The sequence below is a fragment of the Variovorax ureilyticus genome, from assembly GCF_050632185.1.
Classification (GTDB): Bacteria; Pseudomonadota; Gammaproteobacteria; order Burkholderiales; family Burkholderiaceae_C; genus Variovorax; species Variovorax ureilyticus_A.
On the sequence record NZ_CP192579.1, the window covers coordinates 3,393,005 to 3,416,975 of the forward strand.

Here is a 23,971-nt window from a genome sequence, read left to right on the forward strand (position 1 = left end):
ATGCGATGACCCCGGGCTGCGGGGACCCTATTCTACCGAAAACCATCATTAGAACCCCATGAAGTTAGCAATTACTAACAAAACAAGGGGCCCTTCCAGTCTCAAAAATTTTTCGCCGCGGTGCGGCCGTGGCGCGACAACGTCGAAAAAACGGCCCCAAACCCGACTGCGGGGTGGGGCCACTTGACGCCTTGGATCTGATCAGCGCGCGGGGCGAACCAGCGCGTACTGCGCCCAGTCGCCTCGACGGAAAAGCAGGCTGATGGGCTTGCTCCGGTCCGCCTTCGCCAGCGCAGCTTCGAACTCCTTGACGCTCGACACTTCCGTGTTGCTGACGGCCAGGATGACATCTCCTTCGCGCAGGCCTGCCCGCGCGGCCGCGTCGGTGGCGGCATCGACCTTCACGCCGCCCTTGAGTTTCAGCTCTCTCCTTTGCGCGTCGGGGAGATCGCTCAGCGCGAGGCCCATCGATCTTGCGGCCGCCGACGCGGGCGCCTTGCCCGAAGACTCGTCCCGATCCGACGCACGCTTGGCGGGTTTGTCGGGCTCGATCTCCGCGATGGTCACGTTCAGATCGCGCAGGCTACCGCGACGGAACACAGTCACCGAACTCTTGGTCCCTGGCTTGGTGTTCCCCACGAGACGCGGCAGATCGCTCGGCTTCTCGATCGACTTGCCATCGAACCTGGTAATGATGTCGCCGGGCTCGATCCCCGCCTTCTCGCCCGGCGAACCGGCTTCGACGCCTCGAACGAGCGCGCCCTGCGCCTTGCCCAGGCCGATCGATTCGGCCACATCCTTCGTGACTTGATCGATCTGCACGCCGATCCGCCCACGCGACACGCGGCCGAACGCGCGCAGTTGGTCGCTCACACGGATCGCCTCATCGATCGGGATCGAGAACGAGATCCCCATGAAGCCGCCGGAGCGCGAATAGATCTGGCTGTTGATACCGACCACCTCGCCACGCATGTTGATCAGCGGGCCGCCGGAGTTGCCGGGATTGATGGCAACGTCGGTCTGGATGAACGGCAGGTAGTCGCCGGTGTCGCGCTGCTTCGCGCTCACGATGCCGGCGGTCACGGTGTTCTCGAGGCCGAAGGGCGAGCCGATCGCCATCACCCATTCGCCGACGCGCAGCTTCGAGACATCGCCGACCTTGACGGCAGGAAGGCCGGTTGCATCGATCTTCACCACGGCGACGTCGGTGCGCTTGTCCGCGCCGACGATCCTCGCCTTGAACTCGCGCTTGTCCGGCAGAGTCACCAGGACTTCGGAGGCGCCATCGACCACATGCGCGTTGGTCATCACGAAGCCGTCCGAGGAAAGGATGAAACCGGAACCGACGCCGCGCGGACGTTCTTCCTCCTGAGGGGCCGGGCGGTTGGGACGCCCCTGGCGCGGAATGCCCGGCATCGGCTGGCCGAAGAAGCGCCGGAAGAACTCCTGCATGTCTTCATCCATCTCCGGGTTGCCGCCGCCCTGGGCGACCTTCTCGACAGTGCGGATGTTCACCACGGCCGGCCCGACCTGGTCGACCAGGTCGGTGAAATCGGGAAGGACACGCGTCTGCGCGAATGCCGGCGACGGCGGCAACAGCGCCGTGGTCGACACGACGGCCAGCGCGCAAGCCAGCACGCATGCGCGGAGCTTGTTCCTCTCGAAGTTGAGCATCATCAATTTCTTTCGTCTAACAGCTTGGACCCAACGATATCCGCAAGCCCACGACTCAGCGTGCACGCGCAAGGCTTTGGGCAAATGCGTCCAACGTCTGCGGCGGCACTTCGCCCACCGCCGTCAGCCACCAATCGCCGTCCTTGTCGGTCAGTCGGCGCGTCATCGTATAGGTGGCGCCGAGCGCGAGAAGGACTTCCTTGGCTTGACGCTGGGAATCGTAAGGCTCCAGGAAAAGCGACACCGAAGCGAGGCCATCCGAGAAGGTCCACTGCATCGTGTGTCCTGGCGACTCGCCGCCGGCCGGACGCCGATAGCAATTCACCGGTTTGAACCCGGCGACGGGCTTCCTCAGCATCCAGCCCTCGCGCTCGGCGGTCGTGCGTTCAAGCTCCGATTTCTCGACTCGATAGCCCGAGGTGCTGGTCATCATCTGGTTCAAGGCGTGAACCTTGATCGGCGCATCGAGTTGCAGCTCGGAGAAAGCGGATTGCTCGATGACCTTGTTGTCGTGATCGAGCGTCTGCAGCTTCACGACCAGGCCGGAGCGTCGCTCGCTCCACACCCGATAGCCGAACCGGAAATCGTCACGCGGCTCCAGGACAATCACATCGGCATCGAAGCCGGCGACGCGCCCCTTGCCCACGACCCGCACACCGTAGAAATCGGCGATGGACGAATCCGGCGCACCGAGGAGGTTCGGAAACAGCTCGAGGTTTTCCCGCTTCTCGCTCTTGACCACCTTCGACTCAGGCAGGAAGGTGACGACGCGGTCATTGCGCCGAAACGTCGAACGGGGTGGCCCCGAGAGCGCCTCGATGCGTTCCATCTGGAGATCGCCTTCGCAAACGTGCCAGATGCGCGCGCTGGAGAGATCGCCCGTCTCCGCCGATACGACAAAGGTGCCAGCGTAGCTGCGCTGCTTCGACGCGGCGTGCATGCGCTGCAGCCATTCGACCACCCCGAGGGTTGGCGTTTCGCCAGGGCTCACTTTTGCCGGCGGCGGGCTGACCCGCGTCTGTGCCGTGGCCACCTGCGCCACGCACAGTGCAGCCGTGAGGAGCACGTATCTACGTTCGGGGATGGGGATCGAAACAGTCATCGCAGATGCAAGCGCTCAGCGCGAAGGCCTTTCGAATGTGGCGTTGCGCAGGAAGCCGGACGGAAGCTGCGACGCCCCACTGACCTGCTGGTGGGCCTCGAGCAGTTGGTCGAGTCGCGGATCACGCAACATGACCTGTGGATTGCCGTTTCCGACCAGAACGCGCGTGGGGGTGAGGGTCTGGCGCGGCGGAGGGGCAATATTGGCCGTCGCCACCACCGCAGCCGGGGCCGCCTGTTGCTGGGCCAGTTGCGCACCGGAAGCACGGGGGCCTTCGGTGCCGACCCAGTTCCAGCCGATGGCTGCGGCCGCTGCCAGCGATGCCGCCCCTGCGACGAGCTTCCAGCGGAAGACGGGCTCGTTGGCCGCCTCCGCCCGCGAGCGCCGGACCGGCTGCGACTCAGGCAGCGCCACCACGGTTTGCAGCGGGGGCTCTGAAGCGAGGCGATCCTGGAATCGCGAAAGGAAAGTCGTCGTGTCGCTGCACGGCGCGTGAACGCCCGAACGCAGAACATCGCCGACCAAGTGATAGGTCTGCCAGGTGGTCCGCAGCTCCTCGTCGAAGCCGATGCGGCCGATCACGCTGGCAAACTCTTCGCCTCGCAAATGACCATCAGCAAGCGCGGACACCTGCTCACGAACTGTGTTTGTGTGCTTCATTTCATTCACCTGCTTACCATCGCTTGCCGGATTGGTTGTCCAGCAAGGGCTTGACCCTGGCAGAAATCGCCTCGCGGGCCCGGAAAATCCGTGACCGCACCGTGCCGATCGGACAGTTCATGACCTCGGCGATTTCTTCGTAACTCATCCCCTCGATTTCCCGCAGCGTCACCGCTTGCCGCAGTTCGGCCGGCAACGCTTCCATGGCCGCCTCGACAGCCGCTGCAATCTCATTGGCGGCCATCACCGACTCGGGGGTCTCGTCGCTGATTGGTTCGTTTCCGGGCCTGTAAGTTTCATCCTCGTCTTCCGAAGACGAACGCAGGGCACTCTCGGTGACGGTCGGATCCCGCTTCATGTCGACCAGCGCCTTCTTGGCGGTATTCACGGCGATCCGATAGAGCCAGGTGTAGAACTGGGCCTCGCCGCGGAACTGATGCAGTGCCCGGTAGGCTCGGATGAAGGTTTCCTGGGCGATGTCCTCGATCAGGTTCACATCCCGCACCATGCGGCCGATCAACCTCTCGATCCGGCGCTGGTACTTGATGACGAGCAGCTCGAACGCCTTCTGGTCGCCCGCCACGGTCCGCTGGACCAGCTGGAAATCGACCTCGCCCGGCTTGGTCGCCTCGGCAGGCGCACCTGCCGGCCCGGCATCCGGTGGAACGGGAGGTGGCGAGACTGTCATGGCGAGGAATGATGCACGTTGGCCGAGCCCGACTCCGGCGATCTGACCGCCGCTTCCGTCGGAGTGGCGCGCGAATATAGCGCACGGCGCAAGTCTCCCCACCGGTGGGGCACGGCCGTTCGGTCGACCCAGATCCACCGCGCAGCGCCGAACGGAGCCTTGATCCGCACGAGCAACAGCCACTGCAAGTCCAGCATCACCGCGGCCTGGGCGGTCCGCAGGCTGACGCCACCCGACATCGACCAGTATTGACCATCGAAGACCAGGTTCGCGGGGCCCGAAGCGCGGAGCACGCCCGTCCACGCGGCCACGCTCGCCACAACCGCGCAGAGCAGCAGTACGCCGTCCCGCCAATCGATTCTTGCCGATTGAACGCAGGCAAGCGTGACGGCGCAGACGCCAAGCGCCCACAGCGCGAGCAAAAGACGCTCCGCATAGCGCGAGCGCCCCACCGGATAACTCACCGATGGGGCGCTATGCATTTGAGGAAGGGAGGATCAAACGCGCTTGAACACCAGCGTTCCGTTGGTGCCGCCAAACCCGAAGTTGTTCTTGACCGCGACGTCGATCTTCAGATCGCGCGCCTCATTGGCGCAATAGTCGAGATCGCACTCCGGGTCTTGATTGAAGATGTTGATCGTCGGCGGGCTCTTCTGATGGTGAATGGCCAGAACGGTAAACACCGACTCGATGCCCCCGGCCCCACCCAGCAGGTGCCCCGTCATCGACTTGGTCGAGTTGACCACGAGCTTTCCGGCATGGTCGCCGAACGCGTTCTTGATCGCATTGGTCTCGTTCAGATCGCCCAGCGGCGTCGACGTCCCGTGCGCGTTGATGTACTGGATCTGGTCGGGGTTGACGCCCGCATTGGCCAGCGCCATCTGCATGGACCGGCGAGGCCCATCCACGTTTGGCGCGGTCATGTGATAGGCGTCTCCGCTCATCCCGAATCCGACGACCTCGGCATAGATCTTGGCGCCGCGCGCCTTCGCGCGTTCGTATTCCTCGAGCACCAGCACGCCTGCACCCTCGCCCAGGACGAAGCCGTCGCGATCCTTGTCCCATGGCCGGGACGCGGTCTTCGGATCGTCATTGCGCGTGGACAAGGCCCGCGCCGCGGCAAATCCGCCCAACCCGAGCGGAGAAACCGTGGATTCCGCACCGCCGGCGATCATGACGTCTGCGTCGCCATATTCGATCATGCGCGCGGACGTGCCGATCGCGTGCAACCCGGTGGTGCACGCGGTCACCACCGCAATGTTGGGGCCCTTGAAGCCGAACCGGATCGAGACATGGCCCGAGATCATGTTGATGATCGAAGCCGGCACGAAGAACGGCGACACACGGCGTGGACCGCGATTCACCAGTTCGGAATGCGTGTCCTCGATGAGAGGAAGACCACCGATACCGGAGCCGATGTTGCATCCGATACGCACGGCTTCTTCTTCCGACAGTGCGTCGCCCGTGGGAAGACCACTGTCCTGCACCGCCTGGATCGCGGCGGCAAGCCCGAGATGAATGAAGCGATCCATGTGGCGCGCTTCCTTCTCGGGGATGTATTGCTTGATGTCGAAATCCTTCACTTCGCCCGCAAACTTGCAGGCGAAACCGCTCGCGTCGAACTTGGTGATGGTGTCGATACCCGATTTCCCGGCCAGCAAATTGGCCCAGGATTCGGCTACCGTGTTTCCGACAGGAGCGAGGCAACCGAGTCCGGTCACGACGACGCGGCGTTTGGTCATGCCGGCAAACCTTTCTGGAAGCACTGAGACCGTTGTACGGCGCTCGCAGACGTCAGGACCGCGGGCCGGGGAAACGGTGTCTCAGCGTGGCCGATCAGGCCTTTTGATTCTTGGTGGCGTAGTCGACGGCGTTTTGCACCGTGGTGATCTTCTCGGCGTCTTCGTCCGGAATCTCGATGCCGAACTCGTCTTCGAGCGCCATCACGAGTTCGACCGTGTCGAGCGAGTCTGCACCGAGGTCGGCGACGAAAGCCTTTTCGTTGGTGACCTGGGACTCTTCAACGCCGAGTTGTTCGGCAATGATTTTCTTGACACGTGCTTCGATATCGCTCATTTGGTTCCCTCTGAGGGTTGTAAGTAACCGGTGGATTTTAGCCGGCCGGATTGTGGCATTTGCCGCTCGGCCGTGGGTGAAGGTATTGCGTCCGCGCGCTACATGTGCATGCCGCCATTGACGTGCAGTTCCTGCCCGGTGACGTAAGCCGCCTGGGGAGAAGCAAGGAACGCAACGGCATGGGCGATGTCGGCAGGCTTGCCCAGATGGCCCAGAGGGATCTGGGCCAGCAGTGCCTGCTGCTGCGCCTCGGGCAGGCTGGCCGTCATGTCGGTCTCGATGAATCCCGGCGCCACGCAATTGACGGTGATGCTGCGACTGCCGAGTTCGCGCGCCAACGCGCGCGTCATGCCGGCCACGCCGGCCTTGGCGGCGGCGTAGTTGGCCTGACCCGCATTGCCAGACGCGCCGACCACGCTGGTGATGTTGATGATGCGCCCGTAGCGCTGCTTCATCATGGGCCGGATCACCGCGCGCGACAGTCGGAAGACCGCCTTCAGGTTGGTGTCGAGAACGGCGTCCCAATCGGAATCCTTGAGGCGCATCGCCAGGGTGTCGCGCGTGATGCCCGCATTGTTGACGAGCACATGGATGGCGCCATAGACCTTCACGATCTCGTCAACCAGCGCTTCGACCGCGGCGCCGTCATTGACATCCAGCGTGCAGCCACGGCCACCGTAGGCACTCAGGGCCGCGGTGATCTTTGCTGCACCTTCGTCGGTCGTGCCGGTTCCGATGACCTTGAGGCCACGCTGGGCCAACTCGAGCGCGATCGCGGAGCCGATGCCGCGAGACGCCCCGGTCACCAAGGCGACCTGTCCTTCAAATTTGAGAGTGCTCATGAATTAACCCTGGAGGTCGACGCTCAGGCAGCGAGCAGTTGTCGGGTCTCGGCCAGCGTTGCCGGGTCATAGACCGACGCCGCGACCAGTTCGGGGATGATCCGCTTCGCCATGCCGGCCAGAACCTTTCCAGGGCCGCATTCGATCACGGCTTCGACGCCGCGCGCCTTCAATGCCTGAACGGTTTCGACCCAGCGCACAGGGCCCGCAGCCCGGCGCACGAGCGCGTCGCGGATCGACGCCGGATCGGTCACGACCGCCACATCGATGTTGTTGATTACCGGAATCTGCGGCGCCAGGAAAGTCACCGAAGCGAGGCGCTCACGCAGCGCTTCCGCCGCAGGCTTCATCAGGCTGGAATGGAATGGCGCGGAAACCGGCAGCGGCAGCGCGCGCTTGGCGCCATTCGCCTTCAGGACCTCGCAGGCCTTCTCGACGGCAGCCTTGCTGCCGGCAATCACCGTCTGCATCGGGTCGTTGAAATTGACAGCCTCGACGACCTCGGCACTGCCCGGGCCAAAGCTGGCCATTGCCTCGCCGCAGCCGGCCTTCACCTTCTCCGCATCCATGCCCAGGATGGCCGCCATCGCACCCGCGCCCACAGGCACGGCCTGCTGCATGGCCTGAGCGCGGAAGCGCACCAACGGAGCGGCCTGAGCGAGCGTCAGCACGCCGGAAGCGACCAGCGCGGAATACTCGCCCAGTGAATGCCCGGCCACAACGGACGGGCGATCGCCGCCCTCAGCCAACCACGCGCGCCACGCAGCGACACCGGCGACGAGCATCACGGGCTGGGTATTGGTGGTCAGGGAGAGAACGTCCTTCGGCCCCTCGTGGATCAGGCGGGCAACGTCCTCGTCGAGCGCATCCGACGCCTCGCGGAGCGTCTCGGCAACGGCGGGATGATCGCCCCAGGCATCGAGCATCCCGACCGCCTGCGAGCCTTGTCCCGGAAAGACAAACGCGAAAGACTTCATTGTTCTTGGCTCCATATGCGCAGCCGCCGCCTGGACGCTGCGCTCTTCTCTTCAATAGTTCAACAGCACCGCGCCCCAGGTGAACCCGCCGCCGACGCCTTCGAGCATCAGGGTGTCGCCCTTCTTGACCTTGCCGGATCGCACCGCGTGGTCGAGCGCCAGAGGGATCGAGGCAGCCGAGGTGTTGCCGTGTTCGTCGACGGTCACGATCAGTTTTTCGCGCGGGAGCTTCAGCTTCTTGGCCGTGCCTTCCATGATCCGGATGTTGGCCTGATGCGGAATCAGCCAGTCGATGTCCTGATCGGTCTTGCCGGCCTTTGCCAGCGTGGCGCGCGCAGCGTCTTCGAGCACGCGAACGGCGAGCTTGAACACCGCCTGTCCGTCCATATGCAGGAGGGGAGTCCCGCTCACGGAGCCGCCCGACACGTGGCCCGGCACGCAAAGGATGCCGACGTGCTTGCCATCGGCATGCAGATCGCTCGCCAGGATTCCGGGCTCGTTGCTGGCCTCAAGGACGACCGCGCCGGCGCCGTCGCCGAAAAGCACGCAAGTGGTGCGATCGTTGAAATCCAGGATCCGCGAGAACACTTCGGCCCCGACCACGAGGGCGCACTTGGCGCTGCCCGTGCGGATCATCGCGTCGGCCACCGTCAACGCGTACACGAAGCCGCTGCAGACGGCCTGCACGTCGAACGCAGGACAACCGGCAATGCCGAGCTTGTTCTGGAGAATGGTCGCCGCGGACGGAAACACCATGTCCGGCGTCGAGGTCGCGACGATGATGAGATCGACGTCGTCCGCGCTTCGGCCGGAAGCTTCAAGTGCGTGCCCGGCAGCCTCGAGCGCCAGATCGCTGCTCGTCACATCGGGGTCGGCGAAATGCCTGGCCCTGATGCCGGTGCGCTCGATGATCCATTGATCAGAGGTCTCGATGCCACGTGCAGCAAGATCCCGGGCCAGATCGTCGTTGGTCACGCGGCGAGGCGGCAGGTAGCTGCCGGTGCCGGTAATGCGAGAGAAAGATGTCATCAAACGTGAAGCGCCGCCGCGTCGGCCGCCGCCGGGTCTTGCCGCGCAAGCAAAGGTGCGGCATGGGCGATGCGGGCCCGCACGCGATCGAGCAGGTTGTTGCGAGCGGCATCATAAGCGCGATCCAGAGCATGGCCGAAGGCCACTTCGTCCGCGGAGCCATGGCTCTTGAACACCAGTCCGCGCAGGCCAAGCAAGGCGGCGCCGTTGTATCTCCGGTGATCAAGCCTCTTTTTAAGCGCTTTTAGAACCGGATAAGAGACGATAGCCGCAAGCTTGCTGAAAAAACCTCTCGAATACTCGATTCGCAGGAAGTCGACGATCATCGAGGCGACACCTTCCGTGGCCTTCAGCGTCACATTGCCGACGAAGCCGTCGCACACGACGATATCCGTCGTTCCCTTGAAGATATCGTTGCCCTCGACGTTGCCGTAGAAGTTGAGATCTTGCGAATCCGCCGCTTTTCGCAGCAGTTGGCTCGCTCTTTTGATCGTTTCACTGCCTTTGATCGCTTCTTCCCCGACGTTCAGCAGGCCGACGCTGGGGGACTCGTTGCCCGTCAGCGCCGAGACCAGCGCCGAACCGAGCACCGCGAACTGCAAGAGGTCTTCGGCGTCGCAATCCACGTTCGCGCCGAGATCCAGGACCGTCGTCGCACCGCCCTTGCTGTTGGGCAGCTGAGGCGCAATCGCCGGCCGATCGATGCCATCCAGGGTCTTGAGGAGATACCGTGCAATCGCCATCAGCGCGCCGGTGTTGCCGGCGGAGACCGCAGCCTGGGCAGCCCCATCCTTCACTTGCTGAATCGCAATCCGCATGGACGAGTCCTTCTTCTTGCGAAGTGCGATCTCGATGGGATCGTCCATGCCGACGACCTCGGTCGCCGCGACGAGCGTGGCCCTCGGATGAGCAAAACCGGAAAGCGCGTCGGGGATACCGACGAGAAGAAGCGACGCCTGGGGGTGACGCTCAAGAAAGGCACGGCAGGCCGCGAGCGTGACGCGCGGGCCATGGTCTCCGCCCATGCAATCAACGGCAAGCGTGATCACGGACGGCGCGGGTGCAGATGCAGACGGCGTAGCCATCAAAACAAAGGCCCGACGCTACGGCAGAAGTAGCCTCGGGCCTCGACCTTGAAACGGGTTCAGGCTTCGGACTTGGTCTTGAGAACCTTGCGACCGCGGTAGAAACCGTTCGGGCTGATGTGGTGACGCAGGTGGGTTTCACCGGTCGTGGGCTCGACGGCGATACCGGGCACGCCGAGCGCATTGTGCGAGCGGTGCATGCCGCGCTTCGACGGCGACTTCTTGTTTTGCTGGACGGCCATGATGGCTCCTGGATGTATTCGGGTGGGTGGGTGGGCATGCGAGGCGGCGATAACGCTCAATAAGACACTTCTTACCAAGCACCAGCGGCGACGCGCGCGAAGCCAAAAATTATAGCCCAAAGAGGCCAAGGAGCGCCAGTCCGGCTGCTCGCACGGCTACTTGTCCTCATTCGGCTTCAATTGCTTGAGCACCGCGAACGGATTCGGCTTGGCATTTTCCGAAGCGTCGAAATCGGGGTCGACCGCAGAAAACCGCGCAGGCGCGGGGCACACCTCGTGCCGCGGCGTGACCGGGATTTCCATCAGCAGTTCGTCCTCGATGAGCGCATGCAGATCGAAGTCCCTGCTCGCCACCAGCACGTCCTCCTCGGCTTCTTCATCTTCCGAGGCGGCGGTCGTCTCGTCTGCGACGAAGCGAAACCAGCGATCGACATCGAGCGCCACGTCGACTGGCGAAAGGCAGCGCTGACAAACCATGGGGACCCGCGTGTGTGCAGTCAGATTCAGCCACGGCACCGGCGCACCATCCGCGCCGCTTCTACGCTGCCCCTCGGCCTTCCACTGCACCATGAGATCGTCGGACGGGTCGACCAACTCGGCGTGCAGGCGCTGATACTTCCCGCACGGGCTCGTCTCCTGAAATGGCGGCACCTGCTTCGGTAAAGCCATTCACGTCGAGTCGGCCGGGGACAAATTCTCTCGTCATTCATTCAGTCTAAACCGCTCGCGCACAATCGCGGCCATGCAACGTCAAGTGATCCTTGCCTCGACCTCGCGATACCGCCGGGAACTCATGCGCCGACTTCGCGTGCCCTTCGAGGTGCATGCGCCGGATGTGGACGAAACGCCGCAGGAGGGCGAAGCGCCGCGCGCGCTGGCCGAGCGGCTGGCGCTCGAGAAGGCCCGCGCGGTCGCGCGCCGCTTTCCGGAGGCCGTGGTGATCGGCTCGGACCAGGTCGCCGATCTGGCCGGCGAGGCCCTGGGCAAGCCGGGGGACCATGCGCGCGCCACGGCCCAGTTGCGCCGCATGCGCGGCCAGACGCTGATCTTCCAGACCGCCGTCGCCGTCGTCTGCCAGGCCACCGCGTTCGAGCAAGCCGACCTCGCGCCGGTGCGCGTGGTCTTCCGCGACCTCAGCGACGCGGCAATCGAGCACTATCTCCAAGCCGAGCAACCCTACGACTGCGCGGGAAGCGCCAAGAGCGAGGGATTGGGCATTGCGCTGCTCGACGCCATCGACAGCGACGATCCGACAGCGCTCGTCGGCCTGCCACTGATTCGCACGGCCCGGATGCTCCGTGCCGCCGGAGTCGACCTGCTGTGAACAGCCAGTGCCCGCGGCAAGCTGTATCTCGTGCCCGCTCCGCTGGACTTCGGGTGCGACGAGCAGCCGGACATCCAGGACGCCCTGCCGCTCGGCACGCTCCGGGCGGCAGCACGGATCACCCATTGGATCTGCGAGAACGCCAAGTCGGCGCGCGCCTACCTGAAGCGCGTCGATGCGGTTGCGCCGCTTGCCGCGCCGCTGCAGGAGTTGCAGATCCGCGAGCTTCCACGCGAAGTTCACAAGAAAGGCGATCACGGCGGACAGTTCGACGCCCGGCCGCTCCTTGCCGCGGCGCTCGAGGGCCATGACGTCGGATTGCTCAGCGAAGCCGGCATGCCGGCCATCGCCGACCCCGGCTCATCGGTGGCAAAAGCCGCGCATGACCTCGGCATTGTGGTCGTGCCGCTCGTCGGCCCCGTGTCGCTGCTGCTGACGCTCGCCGCCAGCGGACTCAACGGGCAGAATTTCGCCTTCGTGGGCTACCTCCCGCAGGACGCGGAAGCGCGAATCCGCCGCATCCGGGAACTCGAGGCGCTGGCACTCAAGACAGGCCAGACCCAGCTCTTCATCGAGACACCGTACCGGAACGCCGCGCTGCTGCAGGCGCTGACGCAGACACTGCAGCACAACACCCGGCTGGCGGTCGCCAGCGGCCTGACGCTCTCGTCATCCCAGATTCGAAGTCATACCGTGAAGACATGGCGCGCGATGCCGGGCCTGCAGGACGAGCGCATGCCGGCGGTGTTCGCGATCGGCCGCTAGGCCCGCTTCCGACGATGACGCTCACTTCCACACGGATGCGCTGGGCCTCGCGCGCGCAATTCTTCTGCTCCGGTTTCGTCTTTGCCACTTGGGGCGTGCACATTCCCACGGTGAAGGCGCACTACCACGTCAATGAGGCGGAGCTCGGTTTTGCGATGCTAGTCGCGGGCTTCGGCGCATTGCTGGGCCTGACCCAGGCAAGCCGCTGGATCGGTCGGCACGGCGCCCGCCGCATGGCGGCGGTCTGCGGTTGCACCTACGCGCTCCTTCTTTCCTGCCTGCTGCTCACACCCGGCTTCGTCGCCGTGCTCGCGCTCCTCGCCGCGTTCGGCGTCGCGACGAGCGTGTTCGACGTGGCGATCAACACCGAAGCGGCGCAGCTCGAACTGCGCAACGGGGCGCCGCTGATGAGCGGCATGCACGGCATGTTCAGCCTCGGCGGGATGGTCGGCGCAACGAGCGGCGGCGCGGCGATCGCTGCAGGCATGGCCGCTCAGCATCACCTGACGCTCGTCGCGGCCGCGATGGCGCTCACGATCGCTCTGTCCTCGCAATGGATGCTGCCGAAGGAAGCCACGGCGTTTCCGCGTTCCGACGAAGGCTTTCGCTTGCCGCGCGGCACCCTGGCCGTGCTCGGGCTGCTGGCCGCGCTCGGACTGATCGCCGAAGGCGCGATCTACGACTGGAGCGTGCTGTACCTCCAGCAGGAGCTCGGCAGCGCCCAACAGCAGGCGGCGCTGGCCTACGGAAGCTTCTCTGCGGCCATGGCATTGGCGCGATTCGGCGGCGACGCGATGCGGGCCCGATTCGCGCCCGCCGAGTTGCTGCGGGGGAGCGCGCTGCTGGGTGCCGCCTCGATGACGGTCGTACTGATCACGAGCAACCCCTGGGTCGCGCTGGCCGGATTCGCCGGTGTCGGGGTCGGGTTCGCCAACGTGGTGCCGGTTCTCTTCGCAGCATCGGCGCGTGCGCCGGGCGTCGAGCCCGCGCAGGGCATCGCAGCGGTCTCGGCGGCGGCCTACCTCGGCTTCATGGCCGGGCCGCCAGTGATCGGCTTCCTGGCGCAGATCAGCTCGCTGACCGCCGCTCTGTACGTGGTGGTTGCCTTTGCCGCGGCGCTTGCGGCTTCGGCGCGCTACACGGGCCCGGCCTGATTCAACGCAGCGCCGGCGCGGCACGCAGCGCGCGCACCGATGCATCGCCCAGCGCCGCGCCGAACCTCTTGGCGAGCCTCTCGGCCACGTTGTCGCGGCGGGTGTAGTCGATGAGCTCTTCGGCCTTGACGACTTCGCGCGCAACGTAGTCGACATTGCCGAGTTGATCCGCCAGGCCGAGCTCGATGGCCTGCTGACCACTCCAGAAGAGGCCGCTGAAGAGGCCCGGCGAATTGACCTTGAGCCGATCGCCACGGCCGCTCTTCACCACATCGATGAACTGCGTGTGGATCTGGTCGAGCATCTGCTGCGCATGCGCACGCTGGGAGTCGCTCATGGGGCTGAACGGATCGAGAAATCCCTTGTTCTCCCCGGCCGTCAGCAGCCTGCGCTCCACGCCGACCTTCTCCATGATTCCCGTGAACCCGAAGCCGTCCATCAGCACGCCGATGCTGCCGACGATGCTGGCCTTGTCGACGAAGATCTTGTCGGTCGCGGCCGCGATGTAGTAGGCAGCCGACGCGCAAGTCTCCTCGACCACCGCATAGATCGGCTTGTCGTACTTGGCCCGCATGCGCTTGATCTCGTCGTTGATGATCCCGGCCTGCACCGGGCTGCCGCCCGGCGAGTTGATGAGCAGGATCACGCCCTTGGCGCCCTCGTCCTCGAACGCGGTCTTCATTGCCGCGACGACGAACTCCGCGCTCGCCTCGGCGCCGTCCGCGATTTCGCCCTTGATCTCGATCACGGCAGTGTGCGCCGTCGTCTTTGCTGCCGTCTGCGAGCCGCGCGAGATCACGAACCACGCCAGCGCGACGAAAAAGGCCAGCCAGGCCAGACGGGTGAAGTTCCTCCACCGGCGCGCGGCCCTTTGTTCCTTCAGCGCGGCAAAGGCGAGCTTCTCCAGCGTCGCGCGCTCCCAGCCGGACTGCTGGGTCGGGTCGTTTTTCGACATGTTTCTCGAACCCCCTGGACGGTTGGTGAAGGCGCGGTGCGGTCGAAGGGTTCGAAACCTTCGGGCTCCGTGCGGTTTGAATCTGTCATGTCAGAAAGCGAGAGGTTGGAGGTTCCAGGCAGTATGCCAGTGCACGACGCCGTCACGCTCGCTGAGAGCGATCTTCACCAACCCTCCGCGGCACGGGCCGCCGACGCATTCGCCGGTGTCGGGTTTGTAGACCGCGCCGTGCGTCGCGCAGAGGAGCCACTGGCCGCTGTCGTCGAAGAAGCGGTCGGGCTGGAAGTCCAACTCCATCGCGACGTGGCTGCATCGATTCAGGTAGGCGTGCGCTACGCCCTCGAACCTGACTGCGAACGCGCGGCAGGCCTGCCCCGCATGCACCACGTCGAACGGGACGGCACGGCCTCCCTCGACCAGATCAGCGCCATTGCAAAGAGGAACGCACTCGCTCATGCCCGGATTGTCATGCGTTCCCGAGCAGCCATTCCATGAGGCTGGACACCGAATGCGCGACGTGCAGCGGCGAAAGCGGCTCGAAGCCATCGGGCTCGTGCGCCCCGTAACTCACGCCGACGCTGGCGCAGCCGGCGTTGATGGCGAGCTGGAGATCGTGCGTGGTGTCCCCGATCATCAAGGTGCGTTCCGGCGGCACGTCGAGCTCTTCCATGAGCTCCAGCAGCATGCGCGGATGCGGCTTGCCGAAGGTCTCGTCGGCCGTGCGGGAGGCATCGAAGCGGTCGCGCAGCGCGACCGTGGCGAGCGCCTCGTTCAGCCCCCGGCGCGACTTGCCGGTGGCGACGGCCAGCAGATGGCCGCGCGCGCGCAGCGCATCCAGCATCGGCAGCACGCCGTCGAACAGCACGACGTCGTCCTGGTGCTGAAGGTAGTGGTAGCGGTAACGCGCGCCGAGCTCCGGATACTTTTCCCGCGGAACGTCCGGAGCCGCCTTGGCAAGCGCTTCGGCCAGGCCCAGGCCGATCACCCAGGCAGCGTCGCTCTCGCTGGGCACTGGCACCGCCGACGTCGACCACCGCGGCCTGGATGCAGCGGACGATCAACCGGGTCGAGTCGTAGAGCGTTCCGTCCCAATCGAAGGCGATCAGGTCGAAGCGGCGGGAGCGTGTGTCAGTCATGAGGGGCTGTCGATGAATGGGCAGCGAGCACATCGAGCGCCTCCGGCGGCATCAGGGCATTCAGCTCCGGCGGCAGGTCGGCCTGGAGCGCCATGCGCTCGTGGCTCGCGGGATGGGTGAACTGCAGGCGCCAGGCGTGCAGGAACATGCGCTTGAGGCCGATCTTCTGCAGCACCCGGTTGCGCTCGAAGTCGCCGTACTTGTCGTCGCCGGCGATGGCGTGGCCGGCCGAAGCGAGGTGAACGCGGATCTGATGCGTCCTGCCGGTCTTGATGGTGACGGCGAGCAGCGACACCGGTGCAGCGTCCCCCGGCAGATTGAACCGGGCGAGCACCTTGACCAGCGTCACGGCGCGCATGGCGTCCGGGTGATCCTTGGCCACCACGCGCACGCGCCGCTCGCCGGCCTCGGCCCCGCCCGCTGCACCCGGCAGCAGGTATTTCGCGAGCGGTGCGTCGAGCACCTTCTTGTTCGCGGGCCAACTGCCGTCGACCAGCGCGAGATAGGTCTTGCCGGTCTCGCGGTCGCGGAACTGGTCCTGCAATGCTGTCAGTGCCGAACGCTTCTTCGCGACCAGGAGGATGCCGGACGTTTCCCGGTCGAGCCGGTGCACCAGCTCGAGAAAACGGGCAGCGGGCCGCGCCCGCCGCAGCTGCTCGATCACGCCGAAGCTCACGCCGCTGCCGCCGTGCACCGCGACGCCGGCCGGCTTGTTGAGAGCGATCAGTGCGTCGTCTTCGTGCAACACGGGGAATTCCCGAGGTGGCGCGGGCGACGATGCCCCTCTTCCGCACGCGCCGCGACCCTCACCGGGGGCACGCGCAGCACGTCGCCTTCGCACAGGCGGGTCTCCGCCTGCGCTCTGCCTTTATTGATACGAACCTCGCCCGAACGGATGATCCGGTACACATGCGTTTTCGGCACGCCCTTCAGTTGACGGAACAGGAAATTGTCCAGTCGCTGCCCGGCCGAATCCTCGTCAACCCTGAGAAAGCGAACTTCCGCCGCCCCGGGGCCTGGCTTCGCACCTATAATATTTTTCACCAGCGCGGTCATGTAAGTGCTTGATTAATCAGAAGTTTAGAGCACTGCAAGAGGCGCTGTGAGGTCGATGCCGCTTTGATGTCGAACCCGCAGGCCACGCGCAAATGCGCAAGGCGGCAGGTGCTTCATCCGAGTCAAGCCGACGCCCACGAAACACCATACGGAATACCCAGTCGGCAGCTTCAGGCTGTCGGCGGATCGAAGCGAGTACCTCGTGCTGATGCTACTGGTTCAACTTGTCCTGCGCTGGCTGATGCCGGCGAGCACGGGCATGGAGCCGCCAGCCGTGCGCATCACCATTGCGCCAGTCGCTGTCGAAAAGACGGCAAGTCAGCACCCGATCGGGCTCGCACCCATCCACGCGCCCCCGCCCTGGCCCGCATTGAGCTGATGCTCCATGCGGCTGCCGGCATCCGCGCGGCAGTCCAGGCCAAGGCCCAGCGGCAATTCCTTCGTTTCGCGGCGCGTCGTCCGTGCATCGTTAGGTCCGTCATGGACCGGTCAGACGAGACGAAACATAGAGAAGGACAACGCATCATGAAACGGATGCTGATCAATGCCACGCAGGCCGAAGAACGGCGCCTGGCCATCGTCGACGGGCAAAAGCTCCTCGATTACGAGATCGAGATCGAGGGCCGCGAGCAGCGCAAGGGCAACATTTACAAGGCCGTGGTAACGCGCGTCGAGCCCTCGCTGGAAGCCTGCTTCGTCGACTACGGCGAAGACCGCCACGGCTTCCTGCCGTTCAAGGAAATCTCCAAGCAATACTTCGCCGAGGGCGTTTCGGCCAGCCAGGCCCGCATCCAGGACGTCATCAAGGAAGGCCAGGAGCTGGTCGTCCAGGTCGAGAAGGAAGAGCGCGGCAACAAGGGGGCGGCGCTGACGACCTTCATCTCGCTGGCCGGCCGCTACGTCGTGCTGATGCCCAACAACCCGCGCGGCGGCGGCGTGAGCCGGCGCATCGAAGGCGACGACCGGGCCGAGCTCAAGGAAGCGATGGACCAGCTCGAATACCCGAAGGGCATGAGCATCATCGCGCGCACCGCCGGCATCGGCCGCTCGGCCCCCGAGCTGCAATGGGACCTCAACTACCTGCTCAAGCTCTGGGCCGCCATCGACGGCGCCGCCAAGGGCGGCAAGGGCGCCTTCCTGATCTACCAGGAGTCATCGCTGGTCATCCGCGCGATCCGTGACTATTTCAATCACGACATCGGCGACATCCTGATCGACACCGACGACATTTACGACCAGGCGCAGCAGTTCATGGCGCACGTGATGCCGGAGCATGCGGCGCGTGTGAAGCGTTACCGCGACGACGCGGCGCTGTTCAGCCGCTTCCAGATCGAGCACCAGATCGAATCAGCCTACGCCCGCACGGTGCAGCTGCCGAGCGGCGGCGCCATCGTGATCGACCACACCGAGGCGCTGGTCTCGGTCGACGTCAACTCGGCGCGCGCCATCAAGGGCGGCGACATCGAGGAAACCGCCACCCGCACCAACCTCGAAGCGGCCGACGAAGTGGCCCGCCAGATGCGCCTGCGCGACCTGGGCGGCCTGATCGTGATCGACTTCATCGACATGGACGAGTCGAAGAACCGCCGCGAAGTCGAAAGCCGGCTGCGCGAAGCGCTTCGCCAGGACCGCGCCCGCGTGCAGTTCGGTTCGATCAGCAAGTTCGGCCTGATGGAAATGAGCCGCCAGCGCCTGAAGCCGGCGCTGTCCGAAGGCTCATCGATCCCCTGCCCGCGCTGCGGCGGCTCGGGCCACATCCGCGACACCGAATCGAGCGCGCTGCAGATCCTGCGCATCATTCAGGAAGAGTCCATGAAGGACAACACCGCCGCCGTGCACGTGCAAGTGCCGGTCGAGGTGGCCTCCTTCCTTCTCAATGAAAAGCGCACCGAGATCGCAAAGATCGAGCTCAAGCAGCGCGTCAGCGTGCTGATGGTGCCGAACAAGACGCTCGAGACGCCCAATTACAGGCTCGAACGCCTGAAGCACGACGATCCGCGCCTCGACCACATCGACGCCAGCTACAAGATGGCCGATGAGTTCGAGGACCCGACTTCGGTGACGCGCCGCTCGCAAGAGCCGACGAACAAGCAGACGCCGGTGATCAAGGGCGTGCTGCCGGACGCACCCGCGCCCGTGGTGGCACCGAAGCCCGAAACCGCGCAGGCGCCTGTCGCCGCACCGGCTGCGACGACGACTGCCGCCGCCTCCGCCGCGCAGGCCAAGGCAACCGAGACGGGCTTCTTCGGCTGGATCAAGCGGGTCTTCGGCGCTGCCCCCGTCGCCGCACCTGAGCCTGCGCCTATTCCCGTCGAACCACCAAAGCCGCGCCGCGACGGCCGCGCAGGCGGCCGCGACGGCGAAGCGCAACGCGCCCCGCGCGATGGTGATCAGCGCCGTGGACGTACCGAAGGCCGCACGGGCCGCGACGGCGAACGTCGTGGCGGTCGCAACGGCGAGCGCCGCGAGGGCGAACGTCGCGGCGAGGGTCGCAACGAAGCCCGCGCGGAGAGCCAGCCCCGCGAAGCCCGCCAGGGCCGCGAAGGCGAGCGGCGCGGTCGTGGCGAACGGCGCGAAGGCGAGGTCCGCCAGCAACCCATGGAAGCGGTGGACACCCAGCTCGAAGCCCAGACACTTGCCGCCACCGGTGCAGCCAATGACTCGGCCGTACAGGCCGAGCGCGCGCCGCGCGGCCGCGGCGAACGTCGCGATCGTGGCGAACGCGGCGCCGAGACGGCACGCGACCGCAGCGGCGACGCTGCGCGCGAGGCCGGCACAGAGGCCCCCAAGGCGGCGCATCCGGCGAGCGCGGCCGCAGCGGCCGAGAGGAACGCACACCGCGCGGTGAACGAGGCGAAGGCCGCCGCGAGCGCCGCAACGATGGCGCTGCGCGGCCCGAAGTCTCTCCGACGGAGCAAGCCGCGGTAGAAGCCGGCGGAGCGCCGGTCGAAGAACAAGGCGCCGAGACCGCCCCGCGCCGCGAAGGCGAAGAGCGACGAGGCCGTTCGCGCGACCGCTATGGCCGTGATCGTCGCGAGCGGGCGCCGCGTGAAGAAGGCGATGTCGCCATGGCCGCATCGACGCCCGCAGAGGGCCCGGTTGGCGAGGAGCGCACAGCACGGCTGCCTGCGGCACCGACCGTGGCAGAAGCGATCGCCGCGCCTCAGGCAGAACAGATCGTGGTTCCGCCGAGCGCCGCGTCCAAGCGCACGATGCCCAAGATCCAGCCCTTCGTGCTACCACTGGACGAACTTGCCCAGATCGCCGAAGGCTCGGGGCTGCAGTGGGTGAATTCCGATTCCGATCGGGTGGCACAGGTCCGCGCCACGATCGAGGCGGAGCCCAGACCGGTCCACGTTCCTCGCGAACGGCCGCCCGCCATCGTGCTCGACGACGGTCCGCTGGTGCTGGTCGAAACCCGCCGGGATCTCGCGGGCATCGTGCTGCCCTTCGAACAGGCGGCGCAGGACGCGAGCCCCCAGCCCTGAGGTCGAAGGGGCTCTTCAGCCCCCTCTTCCCGATTCCCAATAAGAGCCCGGTGCCTGTGCACCGGGCTTTTTCATGGGTGAGCGCCCGCTGCCGGGCCGCCACGCCGATCGCTGCGCCTCAGCTTCTGTATCGAGATTTCGCGGTCGATGCGACTTGTGATGCTGCGCCGCACAACAAGCAAAGACTGCACAAAGTCACGTTTCGCCAAACGGCGTATGTAAACAACAGATCGAGATCGATCGGCATTAACATCTTGTTAAACAAAAGGACTACACTTAGCCAACACATGTTGCAACGCACCAATCGCCATGCCCATGCGCCGTACAGAGGTAAAGCCTAGACCGTTTGGCGGAAGATGTACTGCTTTTGTTGACACGACAGCGGCAGCAGCATATGTTCAAATTCTTGCGAATAGTAGTAAAGCGTTACACTCGAACGCCCTCTGATTGAAGCAGCACCCGTGACGGGAGAATTTCAAATGTTTCGTTCTGACTCGACCGCAAACGGCAACGTGGTCCGACGCTTTTCTCCCGACGGGGGGTCCTCGGCACCGGCGACGTATGCACAGCCGCGCCGACTGACTTACTTTGAGCGCATCGCCAAGCGGACCATCGATATCGTGGGCGCGCTCACGTTTTTCGTGCTGTTCGGCCCGCTCTATCTGATCGTCGCCTTGAGCGTCGCCATCAGCATGGGCCGCCCGGTCCACTTCTGGCAGAACCGACTCGGCGAGAACGGACAACGCTTCCGCTTCTACAAGTTCCGTTCGATGGTGCGGAATTCGGAGGACGTGCTGGATGAGTTCCTGAGCCGCAACGACATGGCGCGCACCGAATGGGACACCTTCCAGAAGCTGGAGAAGGATCCACGGATTACGCCGATCGGCATGATCATCCGCAAGCTCAGCCTGGACGAGCTTCCCCAGTTCTGGAACGTCCTGAAGGGTGACATGAGCCTCGTCGGCCCCCGCCCCTGCATGGAGCGCCAACGCAGCCTCTACGGCAAGGGGTGGGAGCACTACTGCGCAGTGCGCCCGGGCATCACCGGCCTGTGGCAGGTGAGCGGCCGCAACAGGCTTTCCTATGCACGCCGGGTGGAACTCGACGTCGAATACGTGAGCAACTGGTCGCTCTGGCTGGACATCAAGATCCTGCTGAAGACGGTCCGCGCCGTCGTCAGCGGGGAGGGCTCGCGGTGACAGCCATCCACCCCGTCGTGCTTTGCGGGGGTAGCGGCACGCGGCTGTGGCCGCTCTCGCGCAAGACGCTCCCGAAGCAGTTCGTTCCGCTCGTCGGCGACAAGAGCCTGCTGGTGCTCACGCTCGAGCGCCTTCGAAAGCTCAACACCGAGGTGACGTGCGTGGCCTCGGAAGAGCATCGTTTTCTCGTCCAGGAATGCGTGGACGCGGCCCAGGTGACGGGGCGTCAACTGCTCGAACCGGTTGCCCGGAGCACTGCCGCCGCGATGGCCGCGGTGGCACTGCTGAGCAAGCCGGACCAGTTGCTGCTCTTCGCGCCTGCGGACCATCACATTCCCGATGTCGACGGCTTTGCCGAGACGATACGGAAAGGCATCCCGGCCGCGCTGCACGGCCATCTGGTGACTTTCGGCGTCGAGCCCACCTTCCCCAGCACCGCTTACGGCTACATCCGCCAGGGCGCGAAGCTCGACGGACCGTTGGCCGAAGAAGCAGGCCATACGGTGGCGTCGTTCATCGAAAAACCCGCGGCCGCCCGCGCCGAGCAGTTGCTGCTCGAGGGCGGGAACTTCTGGAACGCCGGGATTCTGCTCGTGCAGGCCAAGGTGCTTGTCAAGGCGCTGGAAGCGCATGCGCCGGACATTCTCGAATCTTGCAGGGCTGCCACTGCGGCGGTCGAAGTCGACGGCGACTTCCTGCGCATGGACCGGTCGGCGTTCGAGCGCTGCCGCAGCCAGAGCATCGATTACGCGGTTCTCGAAAAATCCGATCGGGTCGCGGTCATCCCCTTCCGCGGACGCTGGACCGACGTCGGCAGCTGGAATGCGGTGGCCGAATTGCACGATCTGGACGCGAACGGCAACCGCATCAGCGGCAATGGCTTTGCGATGAGTTCTGCCAACACCTTCATCCATGCGCCCATTCGTCCCGTCGTGGCGCTGGGCACCAAGGATCTGCTGGTGGTCGACACGCCGGACGCATTGCTGGTGGTGCACAACGACTGCGTCGAACAGGTCAAGGACGTCGTCGCCCTGCTGACAGCAAAGGGTCAGAGCCAGGCGGTTCGCCATCGCCGCATCCCGAGGCCCTGGGGTGCCTACGACAGCATCGACGACGGCGACCGATTCGCAGTCAAGCGCCTCACCGTGAAGCCGGGTGCCCGACTCGCGCTCAGGATGCACCATCACCGGGCCGAGCACTGGGTCGTCGTCAAGGGCGCGGCCCGGGTGATCTGCGACGGCAATGCCAAGCTCGTGAAGGAAAACGAGTCGATCTACATCCCCGTGGGCGCGGTTTACCGCCTGGAGAACGCCGGAAAGACCACGCTCGAAGTGATCGAAGTTCAAACGGGCGGCTACCTGGGCGATGACGACATCGTTCGTTTCGACGACGAAGACGGTATGGGCTCCGACACCAGTCAACGCAAGCTTGCGTGAACTGATCCTTGAACCTCAAGGCGATACTGAATGAACGAGTTCCAGAAACCGATTTTCGTGGCGGGTCATCGTGGCATGGTCGGGAGCGCGATCGTGCGCGGCCTTGCAAGCAGGGGCTACACGAACATCGTCACCCGCAGCCGCGCGGAGCTCGACCTGACCGACCAGGCTCAGGTCAGAGCCTTCTTCGCCAAGGAGAGGCCGCAGGAGGTGTACGTGGCGGCGGCCTTGGTCGGCGGCATCCACGCCAACAACACCTACCCGGCCGAGTTCATCTATTCGAACCTGATGGTCGAGGCGAACGTGGTGCACGAATCGTGGCGCACCGGCGTTACCAAGCTGCTCTTCCTCGGATCGAGCTGCATCTATCCGCGCCTCGCGCCCCAGCCCATGTCGGAAGACGTGCTGCTGACCGGCAAGCTCGAACCGACCAACGAGCCGTATGCGATCGCGAAGATCGCAGGCATCAAGCTTTGCGAGAGCTACAACCGCCAGTACGGCTGCGACTACCGCAGCGTGATGCCAACCAACCTCTACGGCCCCGGCGACAACTACCACCCGCAGAACAGCCATGTGCTGCCCGCGATGATCCGCCGTTTCCACGAGGCCAAGATGGCGGATGCGCCTTCGGTCGTGATCTGGGGCACCGGCACGCCCAAGCGGGAGTTTCTCTACGTCGACGACCTGGCCAGCGCATGCGTGCACATCATGGACCTCCCGCGCGAGGTCTACGCCGCGCACACCGAGGTCATGAGCAGCCACATCAACATCGGCTCGGGCGAGGACCAGTCGATCGCCGAGCTCGCCGAACTGGTGAGCGAGGTCGTGGGTTATCGCGGCGCGATCCAATACGACACGAGCAAGCCCGACGGCACGCCGCGCAAGCTGCTCGACATCTCCCGCATCCGCCAGCTCGGCTGGATGCCCAGAGTGCCTCTGCGCGAAGGCATTGCCAAGGCGTACGAAGATTTCCGCAGCGAAGAACTGGTCGCCTGAGCGGGGATCTCCCGATACGATTCGAGTGATGCAAGGCCCCTCGATCTCGCTCATCCCTCCGGGCAGCGGTGGCGTCAAGGATTACGC

Annotated in this window: 22 protein-coding genes and 3 pseudogenes; 8 read left to right on the forward strand and 17 right to left on the reverse strand. The window is 65.1% G+C overall.

Going from position 1 to position 23,971, the window contains the following annotated elements:
- Positions 1-201: 201 nt before the first annotated feature.
- From ACQ858_RS16710 to ACQ858_RS16770, 13 genes are all read right to left on the reverse strand, one after another.
- Complete coding sequence (locus tag ACQ858_RS16710) at positions 202-1,674, reverse strand: DegQ family serine endoprotease (RefSeq protein WP_431276884.1); 1,473 nt, start codon at positions 1,672-1,674, stop codon at positions 202-204.
- Between the two features lie 55 nt (positions 1,675-1,729).
- The gene (locus ACQ858_RS16715) at positions 1,730-2,776 is read right to left on the reverse strand and encodes a MucB/RseB C-terminal domain-containing protein (RefSeq protein WP_431273775.1); all 1,047 of its coding nucleotides are present in this window, start codon (positions 2,774-2,776) and stop codon (positions 1,730-1,732) included.
- A 15-nt stretch (positions 2,777-2,791) separates the two neighbouring features.
- Positions 2,792-3,436: a sigma-E factor negative regulatory protein gene (locus ACQ858_RS16720; RefSeq protein WP_431273776.1), complete on the reverse strand. Its 645-nt coding sequence runs from the start codon at positions 3,434-3,436 to the stop codon at positions 2,792-2,794.
- A gap of 13 nt (positions 3,437-3,449) precedes the next feature.
- A complete protein-coding gene (gene rpoE / locus ACQ858_RS16725) occupies positions 3,450-4,124 on the reverse strand; it encodes an RNA polymerase sigma factor RpoE (protein ID WP_431273777.1) in 675 nt (224 codons plus the stop codon).
- On the reverse strand, positions 4,121-4,588 hold the full coding sequence (locus tag ACQ858_RS16730; RefSeq protein WP_431273778.1) for a hypothetical protein: 468 nt from the start codon (positions 4,586-4,588) through the stop codon (positions 4,121-4,123). Before ACQ858_RS16730 ends, rpoE begins: the two co-directional genes overlap by 4 nt.
- A 33-nt stretch (positions 4,589-4,621) precedes the next feature.
- Positions 4,622-5,866, reverse strand: a complete 1,245-nt coding sequence (gene fabF, locus ACQ858_RS16735) for a beta-ketoacyl-ACP synthase II (protein WP_431273779.1) — start codon at positions 5,864-5,866, stop codon at positions 4,622-4,624.
- A gap of 94 nt (positions 5,867-5,960) precedes the next feature.
- Positions 5,961-6,200 (reverse strand): acyl carrier protein, encoded by a 240-nt coding sequence (acpP, locus tag ACQ858_RS16740; protein WP_007830471.1) that lies wholly within the window; start codon positions 6,198-6,200, stop codon positions 5,961-5,963.
- Positions 6,201-6,298: 98 nt separating this feature from the next.
- On the reverse strand, positions 6,299-7,042 hold the full coding sequence (gene fabG, locus ACQ858_RS16745) for a 3-oxoacyl-ACP reductase FabG (RefSeq protein WP_431273780.1): 744 nt from the start codon (positions 7,040-7,042) through the stop codon (positions 6,299-6,301).
- Between the two features lie 23 nt (positions 7,043-7,065).
- Positions 7,066-8,019, reverse strand: coding sequence for an ACP S-malonyltransferase (gene fabD / locus ACQ858_RS16750; RefSeq protein ID WP_431273781.1), 954 nt, complete (start codon positions 8,017-8,019; stop codon positions 7,066-7,068).
- 51 nt (positions 8,020-8,070) lie between these two features.
- Positions 8,071-9,048, reverse strand: a complete 978-nt coding sequence (locus ACQ858_RS16755) for a beta-ketoacyl-ACP synthase III (RefSeq protein ID WP_431273782.1) — start codon at positions 9,046-9,048, stop codon at positions 8,071-8,073.
- Entirely contained in the window at positions 9,048-10,097 is a 1,050-nt protein-coding gene (gene plsX / locus ACQ858_RS16760) for a phosphate acyltransferase PlsX (protein WP_431273783.1), read from the reverse strand. The genes ACQ858_RS16755 and plsX overlap by 1 nt, the downstream gene beginning before the upstream one ends.
- Before the next feature lie 95 nt (positions 10,098-10,192).
- A complete protein-coding gene (rpmF, locus tag ACQ858_RS16765) occupies positions 10,193-10,375 on the reverse strand; it encodes a 50S ribosomal protein L32 (RefSeq protein WP_028248601.1) in 183 nt (60 codons plus the stop codon).
- A gap of 156 nt (positions 10,376-10,531) precedes the next feature.
- Positions 10,532-11,044, reverse strand: a complete 513-nt coding sequence (locus ACQ858_RS16770; protein WP_431273784.1) for a YceD family protein — start codon at positions 11,042-11,044, stop codon at positions 10,532-10,534.
- A 73-nt stretch (positions 11,045-11,117) separates the two neighbouring features.
- On the opposite strand from ACQ858_RS16770, the gene ACQ858_RS16775 reads away from it, so the two are divergent.
- Genes ACQ858_RS16775 through ACQ858_RS16785 form a run of 3 tightly spaced genes read left to right on the forward strand, consistent with a single transcriptional unit; the run spans position 11,118 to position 13,618 of the window.
- Complete coding sequence (locus ACQ858_RS16775) at positions 11,118-11,699, forward strand: Maf family protein (protein WP_431273785.1); 582 nt, start codon at positions 11,118-11,120, stop codon at positions 11,697-11,699.
- A 30-nt stretch (positions 11,700-11,729) separates the two neighbouring features.
- Positions 11,730-12,464 carry an SAM-dependent methyltransferase gene (locus ACQ858_RS16780; protein ID WP_431273786.1) on the forward strand — a complete coding sequence of 245 codons (735 nt, stop codon included), beginning with the start codon at positions 11,730-11,732 and terminating at the stop codon, positions 12,462-12,464.
- Positions 12,465-12,478: 14 nt separating this feature from the next.
- A complete protein-coding gene (locus ACQ858_RS16785; RefSeq protein ID WP_431273787.1) occupies positions 12,479-13,618 on the forward strand; it encodes an MFS transporter in 1,140 nt (379 codons plus the stop codon).
- Position 13,619: 1 nt separating this feature from the next.
- On the opposite strand, the gene ACQ858_RS16790 is transcribed toward ACQ858_RS16785, so the two are convergent.
- The 4 genes and pseudogenes from ACQ858_RS16790 to ACQ858_RS16805 form a co-directional block, all read right to left on the reverse strand.
- Positions 13,620-14,573 carry a S49 family peptidase gene (locus ACQ858_RS16790; protein ID WP_431273788.1) on the reverse strand — a complete coding sequence of 318 codons (954 nt, stop codon included), beginning with the start codon at positions 14,571-14,573 and terminating at the stop codon, positions 13,620-13,622.
- A 90-nt stretch (positions 14,574-14,663) separates the two neighbouring features.
- A complete protein-coding gene (locus tag ACQ858_RS16795; protein WP_431273789.1) occupies positions 14,664-15,029 on the reverse strand; it encodes a Rieske (2Fe-2S) protein in 366 nt (121 codons plus the stop codon).
- A 10-nt stretch (positions 15,030-15,039) separates the two neighbouring features.
- Positions 15,040-15,709 (reverse strand): annotated as a pseudogene (locus ACQ858_RS16800) (HAD-IA family hydrolase).
- Positions 15,702-16,753: pseudogene (locus tag ACQ858_RS16805) on the reverse strand (RluA family pseudouridine synthase). The pseudogenes ACQ858_RS16800 and ACQ858_RS16805 overlap by 8 nt, the downstream one beginning before the upstream one ends.
- 214 nt (positions 16,754-16,967) lie before the next feature.
- On the opposite strand from ACQ858_RS16805, the gene ACQ858_RS16810 reads away from it, so the two are divergent.
- The 5 genes and pseudogenes from ACQ858_RS16810 (at position 16,968) to fcl (ending at position 23,884) form a co-directional block, all read left to right on the forward strand.
- On the forward strand, positions 16,968-17,144 hold the full coding sequence (locus tag ACQ858_RS16810; RefSeq protein WP_431273790.1) for a hypothetical protein: 177 nt from the start codon (positions 16,968-16,970) through the stop codon (positions 17,142-17,144).
- A 146-nt stretch (positions 17,145-17,290) separates the two neighbouring features.
- Positions 17,291-20,253 (forward strand): annotated as a pseudogene (locus ACQ858_RS16815) (Rne/Rng family ribonuclease).
- Between the two features lie 479 nt (positions 20,254-20,732).
- The gene (locus ACQ858_RS16820) at positions 20,733-21,452 is read left to right on the forward strand and encodes a sugar transferase (protein WP_431273791.1); all 720 of its coding nucleotides are present in this window, start codon (positions 20,733-20,735) and stop codon (positions 21,450-21,452) included.
- A complete protein-coding gene (locus ACQ858_RS16825) occupies positions 21,449-22,888 on the forward strand; it encodes a mannose-1-phosphate guanylyltransferase/mannose-6-phosphate isomerase (protein ID WP_431273792.1) in 1,440 nt (479 codons plus the stop codon). The genes ACQ858_RS16820 and ACQ858_RS16825 overlap by 4 nt, the downstream gene beginning before the upstream one ends.
- Before the next feature lie 30 nt (positions 22,889-22,918).
- Complete coding sequence (gene fcl, locus ACQ858_RS16830; protein ID WP_431273793.1) at positions 22,919-23,884, forward strand: GDP-L-fucose synthase; 966 nt, start codon at positions 22,919-22,921, stop codon at positions 23,882-23,884.
- The last annotated feature ends 87 nt before the right edge of the window (positions 23,885-23,971 follow it).